This is a genomic window from Parabacteroides sp. Y3-G-102 (genome assembly GCF_023656845.1).
Taxonomy (GTDB): Bacteria; Bacteroidota; Bacteroidia; order Bacteroidales; family Tannerellaceae; genus Parabacteroides; species Parabacteroides distasonis.
Window position 1 is genome coordinate 58,627 of sequence record NZ_JAMOKU010000001.1, and the last position, 15,773, is coordinate 74,399.

At 45.7% G+C, this 15,773-nt stretch carries 16 protein-coding genes and 1 pseudogene; 4 read left to right on the plus strand and 13 right to left on the minus strand.

The window, feature by feature from the left end; all coding sequences use genetic code 11:
- Positions 1-297 precede the first annotated feature (297 nt).
- The 5 genes and pseudogenes from NBH16_RS00375 to NBH16_RS00395 form a co-directional block, all read right to left on the minus strand.
- On the minus strand, positions 298-1,620 hold the full coding sequence (locus NBH16_RS00375) for a sigma-54-dependent transcriptional regulator (protein WP_121963107.1): 1,323 nt from the start codon (positions 1,618-1,620) through the stop codon (positions 298-300).
- Positions 1,613-2,974: pseudogene (locus NBH16_RS00380) on the minus strand (sensor histidine kinase); the annotation flags it as partial. The pseudogene NBH16_RS00380 and the gene NBH16_RS00375, both read right to left, overlap by 8 nt.
- Positions 2,975-3,850 (minus strand): radical SAM mobile pair protein B, encoded by an 876-nt coding sequence (locus tag NBH16_RS00385; protein WP_004329298.1) that lies wholly within the window; start codon positions 3,848-3,850, stop codon positions 2,975-2,977.
- Positions 3,847-4,515, minus strand: a complete 669-nt coding sequence (locus NBH16_RS00390) for a radical SAM mobile pair protein A (protein WP_350457253.1) — start codon at positions 4,513-4,515, stop codon at positions 3,847-3,849. The genes NBH16_RS00385 and NBH16_RS00390 overlap by 4 nt, the downstream gene beginning before the upstream one ends.
- Complete coding sequence (locus NBH16_RS00395) at positions 4,512-5,288, minus strand: MBL fold metallo-hydrolase (protein ID WP_004329300.1); 777 nt, start codon at positions 5,286-5,288, stop codon at positions 4,512-4,514. The genes NBH16_RS00390 and NBH16_RS00395 overlap by 4 nt, the downstream gene beginning before the upstream one ends.
- Before the next feature lie 130 nt (positions 5,289-5,418).
- Between NBH16_RS00395 and NBH16_RS00400 the strand changes: the two genes are divergently transcribed.
- Positions 5,419-6,318 (plus strand): helix-turn-helix domain-containing protein, encoded by a 900-nt coding sequence (locus tag NBH16_RS00400; RefSeq protein ID WP_004329302.1) that lies wholly within the window; start codon positions 5,419-5,421, stop codon positions 6,316-6,318.
- 47 nt (positions 6,319-6,365) lie between these two features.
- On the opposite strand, the gene NBH16_RS00405 is transcribed toward NBH16_RS00400, so the two are convergent.
- Complete coding sequence (locus NBH16_RS00405; RefSeq protein ID WP_005775886.1) at positions 6,366-6,554, minus strand: hypothetical protein; 189 nt, start codon at positions 6,552-6,554, stop codon at positions 6,366-6,368.
- Positions 6,555-6,601: 47 nt separating this feature from the next.
- On the opposite strand from NBH16_RS00405, the gene NBH16_RS00410 reads away from it, so the two are divergent.
- The gene (locus tag NBH16_RS00410) at positions 6,602-7,237 is read left to right on the plus strand and encodes a helix-turn-helix domain-containing protein (protein WP_224201639.1); all 636 of its coding nucleotides are present in this window, start codon (positions 6,602-6,604) and stop codon (positions 7,235-7,237) included.
- Positions 7,238-7,258: 21 nt separating this feature from the next.
- Here the strand turns inward: NBH16_RS00410 and NBH16_RS00415 are convergent, their stop codons facing one another.
- The 7 genes from NBH16_RS00415 to NBH16_RS00445 all read right to left on the minus strand — a co-directional run bounded on the left by NBH16_RS00415 (position 7,259) and on the right by NBH16_RS00445 (position 14,239).
- Complete coding sequence (locus NBH16_RS00415; RefSeq protein ID WP_007560543.1) at positions 7,259-8,206, minus strand: relaxase/mobilization nuclease domain-containing protein; 948 nt, start codon at positions 8,204-8,206, stop codon at positions 7,259-7,261.
- Positions 8,203-8,568 (minus strand): MobC family plasmid mobilization relaxosome protein, encoded by a 366-nt coding sequence (locus NBH16_RS00420; protein WP_004329306.1) that lies wholly within the window; start codon positions 8,566-8,568, stop codon positions 8,203-8,205. Before NBH16_RS00420 ends, NBH16_RS00415 begins: the two co-directional genes overlap by 4 nt.
- A gap of 176 nt (positions 8,569-8,744) precedes the next feature.
- Positions 8,745-9,683 (minus strand): DUF8464 domain-containing protein, encoded by a 939-nt coding sequence (locus tag NBH16_RS00425; RefSeq protein ID WP_121963106.1) that lies wholly within the window; start codon positions 9,681-9,683, stop codon positions 8,745-8,747.
- A 257-nt stretch (positions 9,684-9,940) separates the two neighbouring features.
- Positions 9,941-11,146: a primase-helicase family protein gene (locus NBH16_RS00430; protein WP_004328112.1), complete on the minus strand. Its 1,206-nt coding sequence runs from the start codon at positions 11,144-11,146 to the stop codon at positions 9,941-9,943.
- 277 nt (positions 11,147-11,423) lie between these two features.
- Positions 11,424-11,813, minus strand: coding sequence for a virulence RhuM family protein (locus NBH16_RS00435; protein ID WP_004328110.1), 390 nt, complete (start codon positions 11,811-11,813; stop codon positions 11,424-11,426).
- Positions 11,810-13,033, minus strand: a complete 1,224-nt coding sequence (locus NBH16_RS00440; RefSeq protein ID WP_005775881.1) for a site-specific integrase — start codon at positions 13,031-13,033, stop codon at positions 11,810-11,812. Before NBH16_RS00440 ends, NBH16_RS00435 begins: the two co-directional genes overlap by 4 nt.
- A 345-nt stretch (positions 13,034-13,378) precedes the next feature.
- Positions 13,379-14,239 carry a transposase gene (locus tag NBH16_RS00445; protein WP_075965333.1) on the minus strand — a complete coding sequence of 287 codons (861 nt, stop codon included), beginning with the start codon at positions 14,237-14,239 and terminating at the stop codon, positions 13,379-13,381.
- Positions 14,240-14,439: 200 nt separating this feature from the next.
- Between NBH16_RS00445 and NBH16_RS00450 the strand changes: the two genes are divergently transcribed.
- Positions 14,440-14,673, plus strand: a complete 234-nt coding sequence (locus tag NBH16_RS00450; protein WP_250787922.1) for a helix-turn-helix domain-containing protein — start codon at positions 14,440-14,442, stop codon at positions 14,671-14,673.
- A 6-nt stretch (positions 14,674-14,679) separates the two neighbouring features.
- On the plus strand, positions 14,680-15,717 hold the full coding sequence (locus NBH16_RS00455; RefSeq protein ID WP_250787923.1) for a helix-turn-helix transcriptional regulator: 1,038 nt from the start codon (positions 14,680-14,682) through the stop codon (positions 15,715-15,717).
- The last annotated feature ends 56 nt before the right edge of the window (positions 15,718-15,773 follow it).

The window sequence follows — 15,773 nt, forward strand, 5'->3', positions numbered from 1 at the left end:
TCTCTATTTGGTAAACTTATTTTGGTAAACTTATTATTGTAATTCTGGAAGATTTTTATAACCACTTTATTAGCAAGCAGTTCTGAGGATAAGGTAAAAATGAGGTAATGATTTGGCAACCCTGTCTATTTCTACGTTCTGCTGTGAGTTGCTGTCAATGTCTCTCGTCTTGGTACAAAAGTAGCAATAAAAATCGGATACACATCAAAATGTCCCATGATTTTTATCACAGGACGTTTTTTATCTTCGCTGAATAATCCGGTTTAACCGTTACTTCTATTTTCGGCAAGTTGCGGGCTATGATTGCTGAAATTTATACTTTAATCCATACTCTTCCAACTTGCTATACAGCGTTGTACGTCCGATTCCGAGCAATTCGGCGGCAACCTTGCGGTTTCCGTTTGCCTGCTTCAACGCGCGTAAGATGCGTTCCTTGTCCTCCGCATCGTTTCGCAAGGCGAAGCTGACAGGTGAGGTCGGTTTCGTTACGGCAAGTTCCAGATGCTCTTTCATGACAACTCCCGTCTGTGCCTGCAACACCGCGCCCATTATCTTCTGCCGAAGCTCACGGACATTACCCGGCCACGGATGGGTCAGCAATGTCTTACGGGCTTCCGCATCGAACCCAGTCACGCTACATTCCAATTCATTGTTGGCAATCTCACGGAAGAACTCCGCCAACGGTATGATGTCCTCCTGACAGTCACGCAAGGGCGGAACAGTTATCTCGAAGTCGTGCAAACGGTACAGCAAATCCTGTCGGAAACGTTTTTCAATGACCGCTTTCTCCAGATCCTCGTTGGTGGCGGCGATGATGCGGACATTGAAGCTCTTGTCCGTCTTGTCACCTATAGGGCGGTATCTCCGTTCCTGTATGGCACGGAGTAACATCTGCTGGGTTTCCAATGCGAGATTGCCTACCTCATCCAAGAACAATGTGCCACCCTCTGCCTCATTGAAGTATCCTTTCTTTGTGCTGTCCGCACCCGTAAACGCGCCTTTGACATGTCCGAAGAATGCCGAGGGCGCAAGGTCTTTGGAGAGTGAACCGCAGTCCACAGGCACAAACGGTTTCCCTGCCCTTTTGCTCTTATCATGCAGATGGTGGGCGATATGCTCCTTGCCCGTGCCGTTCTCTCCGAATATCAGCACGCTCATATCAGTAGGGGCAACTAATCTTATCTGTTGCATGATTTTCTGAAAGGCGGAACTGTCACGGGCAAAAACGGGCATACGATTTCGTCCGATACTCCGTTCTTTCAGGATGGTATGAAGCAGAGGCATAAGTTTATCCTCCACAAGCTGCTTGGGGATATAGTCCAGCGAGCCGAGTTTCATACTTTCGACTGCCGTATGCACTTCGGCATAGTTGGTCATGATGATTAACGGTTGTGTCATGCCTTCCTTGCGCATCCATCGTAATAGGTCGATGCCGTCACCGTCGGGTAGTCGTAGGTCAGAAACCACGATGTCCCCGTCTGAGGCTTGTTGCAGAAGTTTCTTCGCGGTCGAGAGGTGGTAAGCCTGCACGGTACGGAATCCTTCCCGTGCCAGCAGGTTGCAGACAAACTCGCAATACACGATATTGTCCTCCACCACGATGATTCTTGTTTTATCCATTTTCGTATTTTTCCTTTCTTCTTTTGCCTGCCGGATAATTTCAGCACCTTTATCCAGCACAGCCGGTCACCGCTTTGCATATCGCTTCGTCATCTGGAGTGGCACTTCCATGAAGTTGGGCGTAAAGTTCCCTCAATGGCTGGTCGGCACGGAGAATCTGCCATGAACTTCGCAGATGGTGTGTAAGTGTGTCCAGTTCTTGGAGGTCTTTACGCTGTTCTGCATCCTTGACCGCCTGCATTTCCTTTTCGGTTTCCGCTATCAGTTTGTCCAGCATGACGGATTCATTGCCATAAGATAGCAGAGTGGAAAAATCCGGCTTTTCATCCAATATGCTGCTTAATGCGCATTTATCCGTAATCTCCATCAGTTCGGATATGGAGAACGGCTTGAACAGGCATCCGGCAAATCCACGCCCTATAAGTTCCTCCTTGCTGCAACTGCCCGAAGCGGTTGTCACGACTATGGGAATACTCTTCGAGTTGCCTACATTGGATGAGCGCAACAGTTCCAGCAGTTCAAAACCGCTTATCTCAGGCATATTCAGATCCGTCAGAAGCAGGCTGTATTCCTTTTTTCGTATCAGCTCCATCAGTACCGAAACATTGGTACAGGTATCGCAGTGCATCCCTTCATGGGCATACATTTCTTTCAACATAAGGAGAAGTACCTCGTCATTGTCGATGGCAATCACATCATGGCAGATATGATTATGGCGCATTTGCGCTTGAATTGTCTGTTCCGGCAGTTCCTCGGCTGTCTGCATGGGAATTTCCACCGTGAAGCGGCTCCCTTTGCCTTTCTCGCTTTCCAAGCGTATAGTTCCACCGAGCATCGCCACAATACGCTGCACGATGGACAATCCTAATCCGAAGCCGTCTTTTGCGGCGGCATTTGAAAGACGTTCAAATGCACCGAATACTCGTTGTTGCTCATCTTCGGTCATGCCCGTACCGGTATCTTCAACGATAAGTTTCAGCAAACCGTTATCATAATCCGCTGCCAATGATACACTACCGTTATCCGTGAACTTGATGGCGTTTGACAACAAGTTGTTGCCGATTTGCAGGATACGTTCCTTGTCGGTCAAAACCACCGCATCGGTGTGGCTCTCCACTATCAAAGTCAGCCCCTTGTTCATGGCAATGGGCATGAACTCCGTTTCAAGAATATGCGTGATTGCGGAAATCCTGCAAGGGGAAAGGTTGGGTTGCTCCTTGCCGTTGTCCAGACGGAAGAAATCCAGCAGCGTGTTGAGCATCTCCCGCATACGCTCGGAAGATTGCCGGATATTATCCACATACATGGTGCTTTTATCCGCGCTACAACTTTTCTGCATCAGTCCGGCATAGCCTCATTTTGTCAATCGTATTTTTTCGTGGTAGAAGTAGTTTACGATGACAGGTTTGCCTTTTTCCGAGCGTCCGTATGGCAGATCGTTTATACGATACGGGAAGCCCTGCTCCTTGGCGTAATTTGAAATGTCCTGCTCCAATGCCTGCCAGTATTCAAGCCTTTTTTTATTGTAAATTTCCTCGTAAAGCGGTATGAGGTCAGGATACTTCTCACGGATATACGTCATTATCCCGCCTTTGAACTGCCCGCGTAAATTCAGGTTTTCAAGCCAGATTAAATCAGCATAATCTTTTACCTCCTCTATTATTGCCTTCACGTCTGTTATTCTGGGGAATATGGGCGAGACGAAGCATACGGTGCGGATACCTGCCTCGTATGTCTGACGCATCGCTTTCAGACGGCGTTCAATGCTTACGGCGTTGTCCATATCTGCGCAGAACTGCTCGTCGAGCGTATTGACAGACCATGACACAGTCACTTTGGGAAAACTCTTCAACAGGTCGAGATCGCGAAGGACAAGATCGGACTTTGTGCATATCATAATCTCGGCATCGCTTCCTCGCAGCTCTTCGAGCAGCCTTCGGGTACGGTGGAATTCTTCTTCATACGGATTGTAACCGTCCGTCACAGACCCTATTACAACACGTTCACCGTCGTATTTATGAGGATTCGTTATCGGCTTCCAGTTTTTTACATCTAAAAACGTACCCCACGGCTCGGTGTGCCCGGTGAACCGTTTCATGAACGATGCGTAGCAATACCTGCAGGCGTGGGGACACCCTACATAAGGGTTGACCGAATATCCTCCCACCGGCAGAGAGGATTTGGTCATTACACTCTTTACATCTATTTCCTTTATTGTATCCATATTCATTGTATTCGTCTGGTAAATTGTTCCGGCAATTCCTGAATCATTCTTTCGTCGCCCATAATCGGCAGCAAATCCTCTTTCATGAACACCGGTATGCCATGAGCCTTTGCCTGTTCTGCAATGCTAAGCACCCATTCGGGGCGCGAATATGACTTTCCTTTTCGGTTTCCGGTCTCTGTGCCTATGACAATCCAGTCAATTCCCTCGAAATCAATCTCGCCGATATCATCGAAGAGAGGTTCAAACGTGACATGGTAGTGTCGTGCTTTGATATTCTTTTTCAAATCATCAATCCTCCTTTTCTCGGAACTGCGCGTGACGGTCACGCCCATCCATACGTTCTCGTCGTCAGAGGAGAAACTGATTTTGTCAGGGCGCTTCGTCAGAAAGATATAGGCGTGCTGGGGATTGCTGCTGATCCGCTCGAAAATTTCTGCGTTCCATTCAGGCTTCCAATCGGAGAAATCGCTCATTCCTGTCATGAGCCACACATGAGGACGGGACGTATCGATGATGCGCAGTTTTCGTTCCATGTATTCAGGCACGGAAAAGTCGTCGGTAATGTGGAAACGGCGGCAGTTGTTACGGGCATAGCAGTAAGGGCATCCTATAATGCACCCTACCACTATGTTCATGTTTTTTATCAGGGATTTAATGCAGACACTCATAACACAACTGTTTCTCCGTCCTCCGGGATAATCAGCCGGCTCATGTCGGCTTCGTGATGCGTTGCCTCATTGCGCAGAATTGCACGGGTGGTCTGGCAATGGTCGATGGCATCCATGTGTACGGCTATCAGCTTGATATGCGAAGGCAATTCGTCAAGTATCTGCATCACTTCGTTCTCGTCGGGGATGATAGGACCGTCCGTTTTGGAAAATTCGGGAAAGATTGCACCTCCGGAGTTTACCACGATATAGTCAGGATTGAACCGTTCCACGGTGTCTCGGATACATGCTTCCCATCGGCAGTCACCCATTATATAAACGGTCGGGAAGCCCTCGGCTTTTAGCACATAACCTGATACAGGTCCCATCATCTGCCCGATCTGCCCGAAACCATGATGTCCGGTCGTGCGGTAAATGGATATGCCGTCTATTGTTTTTATTTCTTCGATGGGTATCACATTTGTAAATCCGTCGTTTCTGATGGCGTCCGCGTCCTGGGGCTGAACGTAGAAAGGAATTTCTTTGGGCAAATGTGTGGGGACACTCGGCTCGTAATGGTCGATGTGATTGTGGGTCAGGAGCACCATGTCCACGCCTCCGATAATATCCTGAATAGGAATGGTGAGGTGTACCCTCGGTGTTTTATTCACACCGAGGGCCGATATCAAAGTGCCTTTGTCGGCTAAAACGGGGTCAATTAGCATGGTGTGTCCCGCATACCTGATTTTCAAGGTGGCATTGCGCACCAATTGTACTGTGGATGTCTTTTTCATGACTATATGTCTTGTTATTGATTACGGGTGCAAAGTTCGGAAGAATCCGGCGAAACATCTATGCCTGAAAAAACGGTAATTATGCCATTTTGATAAATGAAATTATTATCTTTGCAAAAACGACAAGGATATGGACGAGATAATCAACCCTGATCGACTGGTCAGCGTACCGTTCAACAAGACACGCTGCGGCGTGGATTTTTACATCAATACTGCCATAAACAAGGACATCGGACTTGTGCTGACAGAAAACAAGCGGTTTAAGACAGACTTCTTCAGCTTCTACTTTTTCCGTAAGGCAAACGGATATTTGCTACTGAACTTCCGCAAGATTGAACTGCGCGACGGCATGGTTCTCCTGCTTTCACCCCATCAGCAACAAGAGTGGCATGTAGATGAGACGGCGTTGGATTACACGTTCCTTATATTCCGCGAAGATTTCATGCGTACTTTTATCGCCGACAAGTTCTTCGTTTTTCGCCTTTTGTATTGTTACCAGACAGATACGCCGCCTTACATCAATGCCACACATGACGAAATGAAGGAATATATGCGGCTGCTCGGAAAGATTAAGTATGAGCTGATGAATCCAGTGTCCGATACGTACAATATCATTGTTTCCTTACTATATTATCTTTTGCTGATTATCAATCGTACATACGCTGCCGCCTATTGCTTGCCCGCTGAAATTGCTAAAAACAATTTCGCTTTTCGGTTCAAGGACTTGTTGGAACAGAATATCCGCACCCACCAGCGGGTGCAGGAATATGCAGACATGCTTCATGTCAGTCGCATCACACTCAATAACTCAGTAAAAGCCCAATTCGGAGTATCAGCTACCCATTTGATAAAACAACGTCTGCTTGAGGAACTGAAGAACGAATTGCTATTCTCCAACCGCACTGTCAGTGAAATGGCGGATGATTTCAATTTCTCTGATCCGAGCCATCTCATGCGCTTCTTCAAACAGCAAACAGGCAAAACATTTACTCAGTACATGACGGATTACAATAAAGGCATATACGAATAACTTCTTAATATAGTCGATAGCGGCTATCGAAATATGGTTGTTGATGTTCAGGCGTTTTTGTACTGCATGAACCATTTTACGATTTCTGGATCTTCGTGCGAGCCGAGTAAGAAAGGCTTGTCGGTATCCAGCGTCTTTATCCGTGCCATGTCGTCGGCCGACAGGGTGAAGTCTAATATGTCGAGATTCTGCTTCATGCGTTCCGGTTTCACAGACTTAGGAATAATTATGCACACTGATATTTATCGCGCCCGGACAGGTGTTCGGTGCGGAAGATGACGGCATGCAGTTCCAACCAGATGGCTACCTGCTTATGTTCCATCCCGACCTGCTGCGGAATACACCTCTCGGGCGGATAATGCGTGAATATTCGTTCTTTTCCTACGAGACAAACGAGGCATTGCACCTTAGTGTGGAAGAACGGCAAATCATCATGGATTGCTTCCACAAGATTCAATATGAATTGAACCATCCGATACACCGTCACAGCAAGAACCTCATCACAGACAGCATCAAGACGTTCCTTGATTACTGCACACGTTTCTATGACCGCCAGTTCATCACACGCGACAACCAAAACCGAGACATCCTCGCAAGATTTGAGCGGTTGCTTGACGAATACTTCCATGATGGGGCTGCTAAACGGATAGGCTTGCCCACTGTACAGTATTGTGCAGACAAGCTCTGCCTCTCGCCCAACTATTTCAGTGATTTATTGAAAAAAGAAACAGGTTCAACCGCCCTACATTTCATTCATGACAAGTCTATTGAAATAGCCAAGACGGAACTTGCATCTACAGACGACACCGTTAATGAAATCGCCTATAATCTCGGCTTTCAGTACCCGCAACATTTTACCCGACTGTTCAAGAAAGAGGTAGGTTACACTCCGAATGAATATAGAGCGCAAGTGTCGTGAGAATTGGATTAGTACAGAATATTAGAACCCAACACCTCTCTTGCGCTTAACTTTCTTCCTTCTGCGAAGTATATCCACCATTTCCTGATTGGCTTCCGCATCAGCAGCGTTATAAGATGAGCCACTGCTTTTTAGCAATCCCCAAGAGCCGTTGAACAACTCGCTTTGTGCCGTGCCGGACGGTGCGCTTGGTGTAGCCGTTTCATATATTCCGGCTGTTATTCCCATACGTTCCCTGCATCTGTTGTGCTGCAAAGCCGCGTCAATCTTGGAATAACTGAAACGCCTGTCCACTTTGGAGCCGTTGAAATGGTAGCCATTCATGGAGAATACAACACCCTGCACCTCGCTGGTCTGCCCCTTATGCTTGAAATGTACTTCCACTCCCTGCCGTTTCAGGTTGGCGATAAGCACGTTCCAGTTGCCGCATCTGCCGACTTCCATTTTGATGATGTCGTAAAGCGCATATTTCGTCCTGTCTGGCTCTTTCAGGCGGTTGCGTTTGACATTGTCCTTTCCGCCAGCCATATGCAAGCCGTATTTCAAGGTCAATTCCTTGCAGATGCGGGTACTGCGCAGACGCTCGTGCCTGTCCGATATGGTATTGCCGTTGTTGTCTATGCGGTTGAAAGCAATATGCACGTGCGGATGCTCCTTGTCGAAATGCTGGGCGATGAAGAACTGCGTATTCTTGATTCCCATCCGTTCCATATATTCAAGCGCGATGCCTGCCATGATACGGTTCGTCAGCCGTAACTCATCCTCTTTGGAAAAACTCAACGCGATATGTCCGACAGGTTTTGTCACCTTATCGTTCATCCGTGACTGGGCATTGAAACTCATGGCGATAGTTTCCAGATTTTCCATAAACAAGCCTTCGCTTGCTACTATCTGCGTATCCTTCTTCTTGTCGATGATGTAATCCACCACACCCTTGAAGTCGCTTCCTTTTACGATTTTCGCCATCATATCCCTATCTTGGTTATAAGTTCATGAATCCTTGCCACTGCCACCTTGCAGTCCCACCGTTCATCGTGGAAGCCTCCGGCGTTTGCCTTACGCGCAAGCTGGTTGAGATTGTTAGCCATGCCGCAGAGTTGGCGGATGTATCCGGCATGTTCCTCCGACAGCCGTTCTTTCACATGACCGTTACGGAAACATTCCCTCATGTACTCGCTTGGTGATACGCCCGCCTCATGCGATCGTGTCAGCAGGCGGAAGTAGTCGGCTGCCGTCATTTTCACTGCGATACGGTATTTCAGTTTCTCGGTTGCTTCCTTCTTGGGGCGACCTCCCTTGTTGCGTTCCTTGTGTTCCTTTGTCTGTTCCATATTTTATTCCTTTTAATTCGGTTACTGATTCAACTGTATAGACCGACGGGATGCCACCTCCTGCAATTTGGATGGTGGGTGGCAAGCGGTTTCGGTACACCCGAAACACAAACTTGCTACCTCCCAATCCTTAAGGAATGAGTTTCGGGCATCTCCCGTTTTTCTCATTCGGGATGTCATAATCCCAACCCTTTCTTCTTGGGTTTTACGATAGTTCTTGGCGGTGGACTAACGGCTAATTTCTGCCGGATTCCACGCAGGTAATCGTTCAGGTCTTTATGCCCTTTGTAGTTGTCGGAGAAGTCGCGGATGCGTCCGGCGAACTTCCTTTCCAATTCCCGATACGCCTTTCTTCCCGCCTCGTCATTGTCGAGCATGCAGTGGATACGTCCATACCCGTGCAGCACATCTATAGCTTTGGAAACATTGGCGGTCGAATTGAGGATGACGTAATCCTGCCTGTCAAGGTCGGGCAATTTCGAGCAGTTCCTCTTCCGCAACGTGAGGAATGAAAGATAGTCCATCATGCCCTCGAATACAAGGCATTTCTCTCTCGCTTCTCCCTGTTGCCGAATATGGCTGATGTCTTTGGGTGCGACACAGCCTTTGAAAAAACGGTTACGCACTTCAAATCCTCCCGCCACATTCGGAAAACCGATGGCGAAATAGGGCTTGCCGTTATGGGTGAAGTGGAGCTCTTTACATTGCGCCTTTGCCAAAGCGATGTTTATGCCCCGTTCCTGCAAGTATCGGAGCAATGCCGGATGGGTGAGTTCGCCCACCTCCAAATGTTGGAAACTCGGTTCGGATGCCTGCTGGCGAAAAGAGAAAGATATGGGACGGATGTGTGGTGCCTGTTCCGCTATCTTGCCAAGCAGATAAGGCACATGGTCGGATGCGTACAGTACCCCTGCAAGTGCGATGATGTTACCACCTCTTCCCAGTCCATAATCGAACCACAGGTTGCGGTCGGTGTTCACCTTGAACGAGGCTTCCGTTTCCTGACGGAACGGGGATTTATACCACAGGCAGTTTCCCTGTTGCTTTACGGGCGAATAACCCAAACTTTGCAGATAGTCCGCAATTTTGATTTGTTTTGCTTCTTGGATGTTCATGATATAATTTCTATGGATTTGATGATGACTGTAAAAACGTTGATTTGATGAATGGGATATGTATTGTCCTATACGTTAATGCTTTATATTCTCAACATCTTCTCAACAAACCACTCACAAATAGAGAATCCAACAAACTGATGCTGTTTCCCTCTCAACTTTTCTTTTCGATTGTTGAGAATTTGTTGAGAGTGTATGCTGTTTATTATCAGTATGGTTATATCATTATTCATCAATTCAACAAAAAAAGAATAGTATTACAGGGATTCAAGTTGTTCCCTTGTGACGGTGTAGAAACGACCGACTCTTTTTATCGGCTCATATCGGCACTCCCGATTGTAATTGAATTGGTAAGTGGTATATGTAAGCCCGTTAGAGGCAGGAGTAAGTTTCCAACATTCCTGCAATACCTTTCTGACTTGGTGCTTCTCCACCTTTACCTGCGAATGTACCAGCAAAAGAAGAATGTCGTTGTGGCAGAACGAGAATGTGTCCGTGCCGACACTTTCCATAATGTCAAGGATAAGTTCGCACATCTCTATCTCCAATCGGTTGCGGTTGCTGCGGATAATCTTCTGCAAGGCTTCGGTATGCAGCAAAGAGGGCGCAAACCACATACGGCTTTCCTTTTCGGTGGAAAGTTGTCTGTATTGCAGGTAATACAGAAAGGCAGGTATCTCAGCTTTCAGCTTTTGCAGGAAGTCTGTGTCATCGGATTGCAGACGGTCTATCTTGCGCACCCAATAGCGTGTTTCACCTGCATCAATGATAACAGGCAGATACTCGTTGTTGGAGCATAGCACGAACTTGGCAAAGAACGCTATCTCGTCACGGTCTTTGCCTTTGGCTTCCACCTTGTAGGAAAGTGTGGTGCTGAGGTTCTTCAACCGCTCGCTGTCCTCCCTGCGGTTGAGCAATACCTCGTCCACCACGATGAGCAGTTTTCCTGCCCAGTCGGAATTGAACTGGCTGCGGAAGTCCTCGTTGGTATTGAAAGTGACATTGTTTTGAAACACAGCTTTCAGGAAGTTCAGGAATGTACTCTTGCCCGTGTTGCGTTCTTCTGATACCAACAGCAGGATAGGCAGTTTCTGCACGGGTTGCAGGTAGAGCAATTGAAGATAGTCCATGCCCAATTCATACTGTTCACCGAAGATATGGCGCACCAATGACCGGATACAGGGAAACTCGCCTTGTTGCGGACGGTGTCCTATCGGCTCGTAGAGGTTCAGGAACTTGTCCACCACGGGACGGTAGTCCACATGGTCGGGGACGGTGCAGAAGCCGTCGTACTTCGGCACGGTGGCGAGATAGTCCTTGCCGTAGTCCTGCCGCAGTGTTTCGTTGTTCCACACGATGCGCTTCTTCACATAGCCTCCGTTCAGACGGGGCTGGTTCACTAACTTGTAGAGGGTAGTACCCACACGGATAAACTCCTCATTTTCAAAGTTGCCTTGTTTCATTAGCACTTCATTTTTTTGTTTAATCAGTGCAAAACTCGGCAATTAGCGCAGAACGGATTAACAACTCACGCATACCTCACGTAAGATTTTCTTGGATTTGGCTTTATGACATACAACAAAAGCCCGAAGAAATGCCATTCTAATGGATTTTTCTTCGGGTTTGTCGTAATCGTACGTATGAATGGCAATACACCTATTCACATACTCGTATAAATACATTGTTGGCAATGGGAATACGCATAGGTCTCACTACTTCATGTCGTCATATCATTAGAACTTATGCCTGATAATTAGACATATCCCAACCATTTATACCCAGCGAAAAGAAGATATTTGTTTTCTCTTTTCGCAAGTACAGCCTTTTAAATATGGCATTGCGCACCTGTTCCGCACCGAAGCTGTCAATGCGGAAAGCAAGTGCGACTATCATCGGAAAGCTGAACACATCGGCATGATACCCGTTCTCCTGCCGAACATACTTCTGTACCTCGTATTCTTTTAATGCTCCACTGTTATAGATGTTTCTGATGGCAGAACGAAGTGTCGGAGCAATTACTCCGAACAGTTCCACCAATTCCGGCTCGCTCATCCAAATGTTTGAGACATTCTCCGGCATGATGATATTGCCGGATTCATTCACTGTTATGCTGTTTCTTCTCATACTCATGACATCGTTATTCCGTTAAACGTCTTACTCAGTTTGTCGCCGAACATGGTCAGGTCGTTGTCGAGCTTCTGCGTGGTTATCTTTGCGTAGAGTTGGGTCGTGACTATATTCGTATGTCCCAACACACGGCTTACGCTTTCAATGGGCATCCCCTTGCTCAAAGCTAATGTTGCGAAGCCATGACGACTGCAATGAAATGATATTGACTTGGTTATGCCACATTCCCTTATCATCCGTTTCAACGGTTTGCAGATAGACCAATAGTTCAAGCCGGGGAATATACGATTGTCTTTCTGCATCGGTCGGTAGCGTTCGACTATCTGCAAGGGTATATCCAGCAGCTTCACTTGGAAGGCGACTTTTGTCTTGTGGCGTTTGGACAATATCCACTTCTCGCCGTTCACCTCCACGATGTTGTCATTCGTCAGTTCCTGAATGTCCACGAATGACAAGGCGGTGAAACTGGCAAAGATGAAAATGTCACGGATGTATGCGAGCTTGCTGTCTGCAAACTCATGTGTCATGACCGCTTTCAGTTCATCCTCCGTCAGATATTCCCGTTCTTTCACATTGGGGCTGATATGAAACTGGATGAAAGGATTGCGCGGTATCAACCCGTTATAATGCGCTTTCATGACCACGCCTTTCAGCCACATACAGTTTGCCCATATCGAACCGTTCCGCAATCCGGCTTCAGTCGAGAGGTATGCGGCGAACTCCTTGATGAAATCGGGAGTAAGTTCCAACATGGACATATCGCTGCGTCTGTAAAACGACTTGATAAAGGCGGCTACATGGTTTCTTGCCCGTACACGTGCCCGATAGGTAGCCATTACCCTGTCTTTGCCTACCCGTTTCTTGAACACTTCGTTCTCACGGTCGAATGCTTTTAGCAGCGTCTCATACTCGCTGCCGATTCCCTGATAGGCGTTGCGCACCATCTCAGCCGTAACAAATGCCTCGCGGTCTGAAATGCGCTGGTAATGTTTGATGATTTGCGCCTTGATGTTGTCAAGGGCAAGGTTGATGTCTCGTGCCTCGCGGCTCTTGCCTTTCGCCTTGTTTCCTTTCACGTCCCAAAGCGTTTTCGGGATGTTCTGCTTACAACTGAACTGCGCCACAGTCCCGTTGATTGTCACTCGTCCCATGATGGGGACAATACCGTTTTTCTCCTTGCTGCCGTTCACGTAGAACAGAACCTTGAATGTGCTTCTTGCCATACTCGTTTTTTGTTTGCAAAGTTATTACTCAACGAGTTAGACCTTGATATGCCAACCTGTGCCACAAGCTGCCAAATACAACACGGTGTGTTAAAAATCACCATTCGGCGGGTAATGATTTGGAGACCGTTCTTCTTCATAAATCCGCTTTCCTTTACGTTACCTCGATTTTTCGCCTGTCCTCATTTGTCTTCGCAAACGCCTTATTGACAGGCATTACGAAGACATTTGTCCCTTTTTATTCGTCTTTTCCAGAGATTTTTGGTAAACTTGTCGTTTTTGAAGATATTATTTGTACTTTTACATAAATAATGCGAATCAGCAGTTGGCTTTCTGATTCAAAAATTAAAAATTAACAAATGTAAGTAGAGCAATAGCCAACTTTCCAAAGGTATGTACCAACAGCCCTTTGGTAGCTCTTACTTTAGATGCTCTTTGAATTTCTGTTTTTTCATTCAGCCAGTTGAAAAAGGATTCGATAGGTTGTCTGACTTTAGAAACGGCTTGCGAGAAAAGGTCTCTTGCAGCTTTCTCCCTCTGTTTGAGAACTTCCGGTTCCCCTTTAATCTCTTTATGCGGAGTAAGCACTTTAACCGGATTGTTCTCATTAAAGAAAGAGAAATCGCTGTAAATCTTGTCTGCAAGCACCGTCTTTCCGGATAGGTATGGCACGCATTCGCTTTTGAATACGGTCAGGTCGTTGTCCGAAGCCGGTGTCAGAGTTATCATTTCCGGAAAAGGTAAGGTTCCCTCCCTACGCTGTCCTACCATATGCAGTTTCATGCCATAGTAGTACATGTTCTTAGTGGAGCAATACCCTTTTGATGTTATCTCCGTAGCTACTTTCCCCTCTCGGTTTTTCCCTTTACAGGTCACTATCGGCATAGAATCGACAATGGATATAATGGAGTCGCAATCCTTGGGCTTGAATGATTGTATCATGGTTTCCACCAGCACCTTAAATGTTTCTGAAAGCATATTTAGGCGTACGCAAAACGTTTGATAAGACGGCAATTTTGGAAACCATGATGACAGATACTCCTTAGCGAAGGTATGTATCTCCTTGATGTTGAAGTATCTCTGGCAGTACCCGCAGAACAGATAGATGGTAAGAACCTCCTCATCCGTAAACTCAGGATTGGAATTGTTACTGAATCTCTGGCAGTGGAAACGCAGAGAAGACTTATGGACATCACAGATATACATATACAAACCTATTAGTATTAACTTTTTCTCCTTGGGAATCATAATTAGAAAAATGAGTGGTTTTATTCTTCTAATTTACTGATTTTCAAGGAGATTACAAAATAAAATAATGAGATAATTAACTGAATTACAAACTTTTAAATCAAGAATCTGAAGATGTTTTCAACTGCTGATTCGCATAAATAATTAAATCTAAGACAATGGCAAAAGACATTAATCGTATAAAAGTAGTACTTGCCGAGAAAAAACGTACAGGCAAATGGTTGGCGGAAACTATCGGAAAAGATCCTGCCACCGTGTCTAAATGGTGTACTAATTCCGCCCAACTAGGACTTGAAACACTTCTTGAAATAGCTCGCGTACTTGAAGTGGACGTGAAAGAACTAATCAATTCAAGTAAAGATGATGTGATGTATATTCAAGTAACAAAGTAAAAGAATATGCCTGTAAACAAGAATGCTCAGTTCAGATATCAAGTATTGGATAGATGTTTCAGTGACTTCTATCACAAATATGATTTTGACACTCTTTTAGAAAAAGTCAATGACCATCTGAAAGATGTCGAAGGCAGCAATTCCATGATAAGTGTACGTCAATTGCGAAGTGATATTAATGCTATCCGCAAGATACTTCCTGACGGAATATATCTTGATGCCAAGCCATATTATGATAAAAAATGCTATTATCGCTATTCTGAGAAAAACTTTTCCATCTTTCAGAATGAGCTCTCGCCAGACGAAGTTCAGAAACTTCGTTCTACTATTGAGATGTTAAGCCGCTATCGTGGTGTTCCTAATAATGTCTGGTTGGAAGAAGTAATTTCAAATCTTGAATATCGTTTTGGCATTAAATCGAATAGCAAGAATGTGGTGGCTTTTGAACAGAATGAGCAATTACAAGGATTGGAGTTTCTTTCAGGAGTAATAGATGCTGCGGTAAATTACACGCCTCTTATTATTACATATAAGACATATAAGGGTAAAGAAATAATATCAACCCTTCACCCCTACCATGTCAAGCAATATAACAACCGTTGGTTTCTGTTTGGCTATGAAGAAGAATTTGGCAAGATTGCCAATAAAGCATTAGACCGAATTCGGCACATCTCATTGGCAAAAGTTCCTTTCAAGCCAAACACATCCATAGACTTTGGTAATTTCTTTGACGATATTGTTGGTGTCTCTATATCCTATGATGACGTGGAGAAAGAGATGGTTATCCTACGTTTTACGCAGACCCGATTCCCGTATGTAACTTCAAAGCCTATTCATAAATCACAAATTGTGGTTAATGAAGATGAGTGTACTATATCGTTAGAAGTCAAACCCACCCGTGAGTTGGAACAACAGATTTTGTCTTTTGGTCCAGACGTGGAAGTACTTTTTCCTGCATGGTTTAGAGATGAAATTGCAGAAAAAATAGCAGATTGCGTGAAAAAATATTCTACTATGAAGAATGACTGCATAGCAGACGTGTAATTTTGCACCAAGCCCCAAAAAATTGTACATATGACTTTTATAAAAACTTAAGATTA

Bases quoted from the DNA above. Each gene is read 5' to 3' on its own strand.
- NBH16_RS00375 (WP_121963107.1), bottom strand. From the start codon at position 1,620: ATGGATAAAACAAGAATCATCGTGGTGGAGGACAATATCGTGTATTGC.
- NBH16_RS00385 (WP_004329298.1), bottom strand. From the start codon at position 3,850: ATGAATATGGATACAATAAAGGAAATAGATGTAAAGAGTGTAATGACC.
- NBH16_RS00390 (WP_350457253.1), bottom strand. From the start codon at position 4,515: ATGAGTGTCTGCATTAAATCCCTGATAAAAAACATGAACATAGTGGTA.
- NBH16_RS00395 (WP_004329300.1), bottom strand. From the start codon at position 5,288: ATGAAAAAGACATCCACAGTACAATTGGTGCGCAATGCCACCTTGAAA.
- NBH16_RS00400 (WP_004329302.1), top strand. From the start codon at position 5,419: ATGGACGAGATAATCAACCCTGATCGACTGGTCAGCGTACCGTTCAAC.
- NBH16_RS00410 (WP_224201639.1), top strand. From the start codon at position 6,602: ATGCAGTTCCAACCAGATGGCTACCTGCTTATGTTCCATCCCGACCTG.
- NBH16_RS00415 (WP_007560543.1), bottom strand. From the start codon at position 8,206: ATGATGGCGAAAATCGTAAAAGGAAGCGACTTCAAGGGTGTGGTGGAT.
- NBH16_RS00420 (WP_004329306.1), bottom strand. From the start codon at position 8,568: ATGGAACAGACAAAGGAACACAAGGAACGCAACAAGGGAGGTCGCCCC.
- NBH16_RS00425 (WP_121963106.1), bottom strand. From the start codon at position 9,683: ATGAACATCCAAGAAGCAAAACAAATCAAAATTGCGGACTATCTGCAA.
- NBH16_RS00430 (WP_004328112.1), bottom strand. From the start codon at position 11,146: ATGAAACAAGGCAACTTTGAAAATGAGGAGTTTATCCGTGTGGGTACT.
- NBH16_RS00435 (WP_004328110.1), bottom strand. From the start codon at position 11,813: ATGAGTATGAGAAGAAACAGCATAACAGTGAATGAATCCGGCAATATC.
- NBH16_RS00440 (WP_005775881.1), bottom strand. From the start codon at position 13,033: ATGGCAAGAAGCACATTCAAGGTTCTGTTCTACGTGAACGGCAGCAAG.
- NBH16_RS00445 (WP_075965333.1), bottom strand. From the start codon at position 14,239: ATGTATATCTGTGATGTCCATAAGTCTTCTCTGCGTTTCCACTGCCAG.
- NBH16_RS00450 (WP_250787922.1), top strand. From the start codon at position 14,440: ATGGCAAAAGACATTAATCGTATAAAAGTAGTACTTGCCGAGAAAAAA.
- NBH16_RS00455 (WP_250787923.1), top strand. From the start codon at position 14,680: ATGCCTGTAAACAAGAATGCTCAGTTCAGATATCAAGTATTGGATAGA.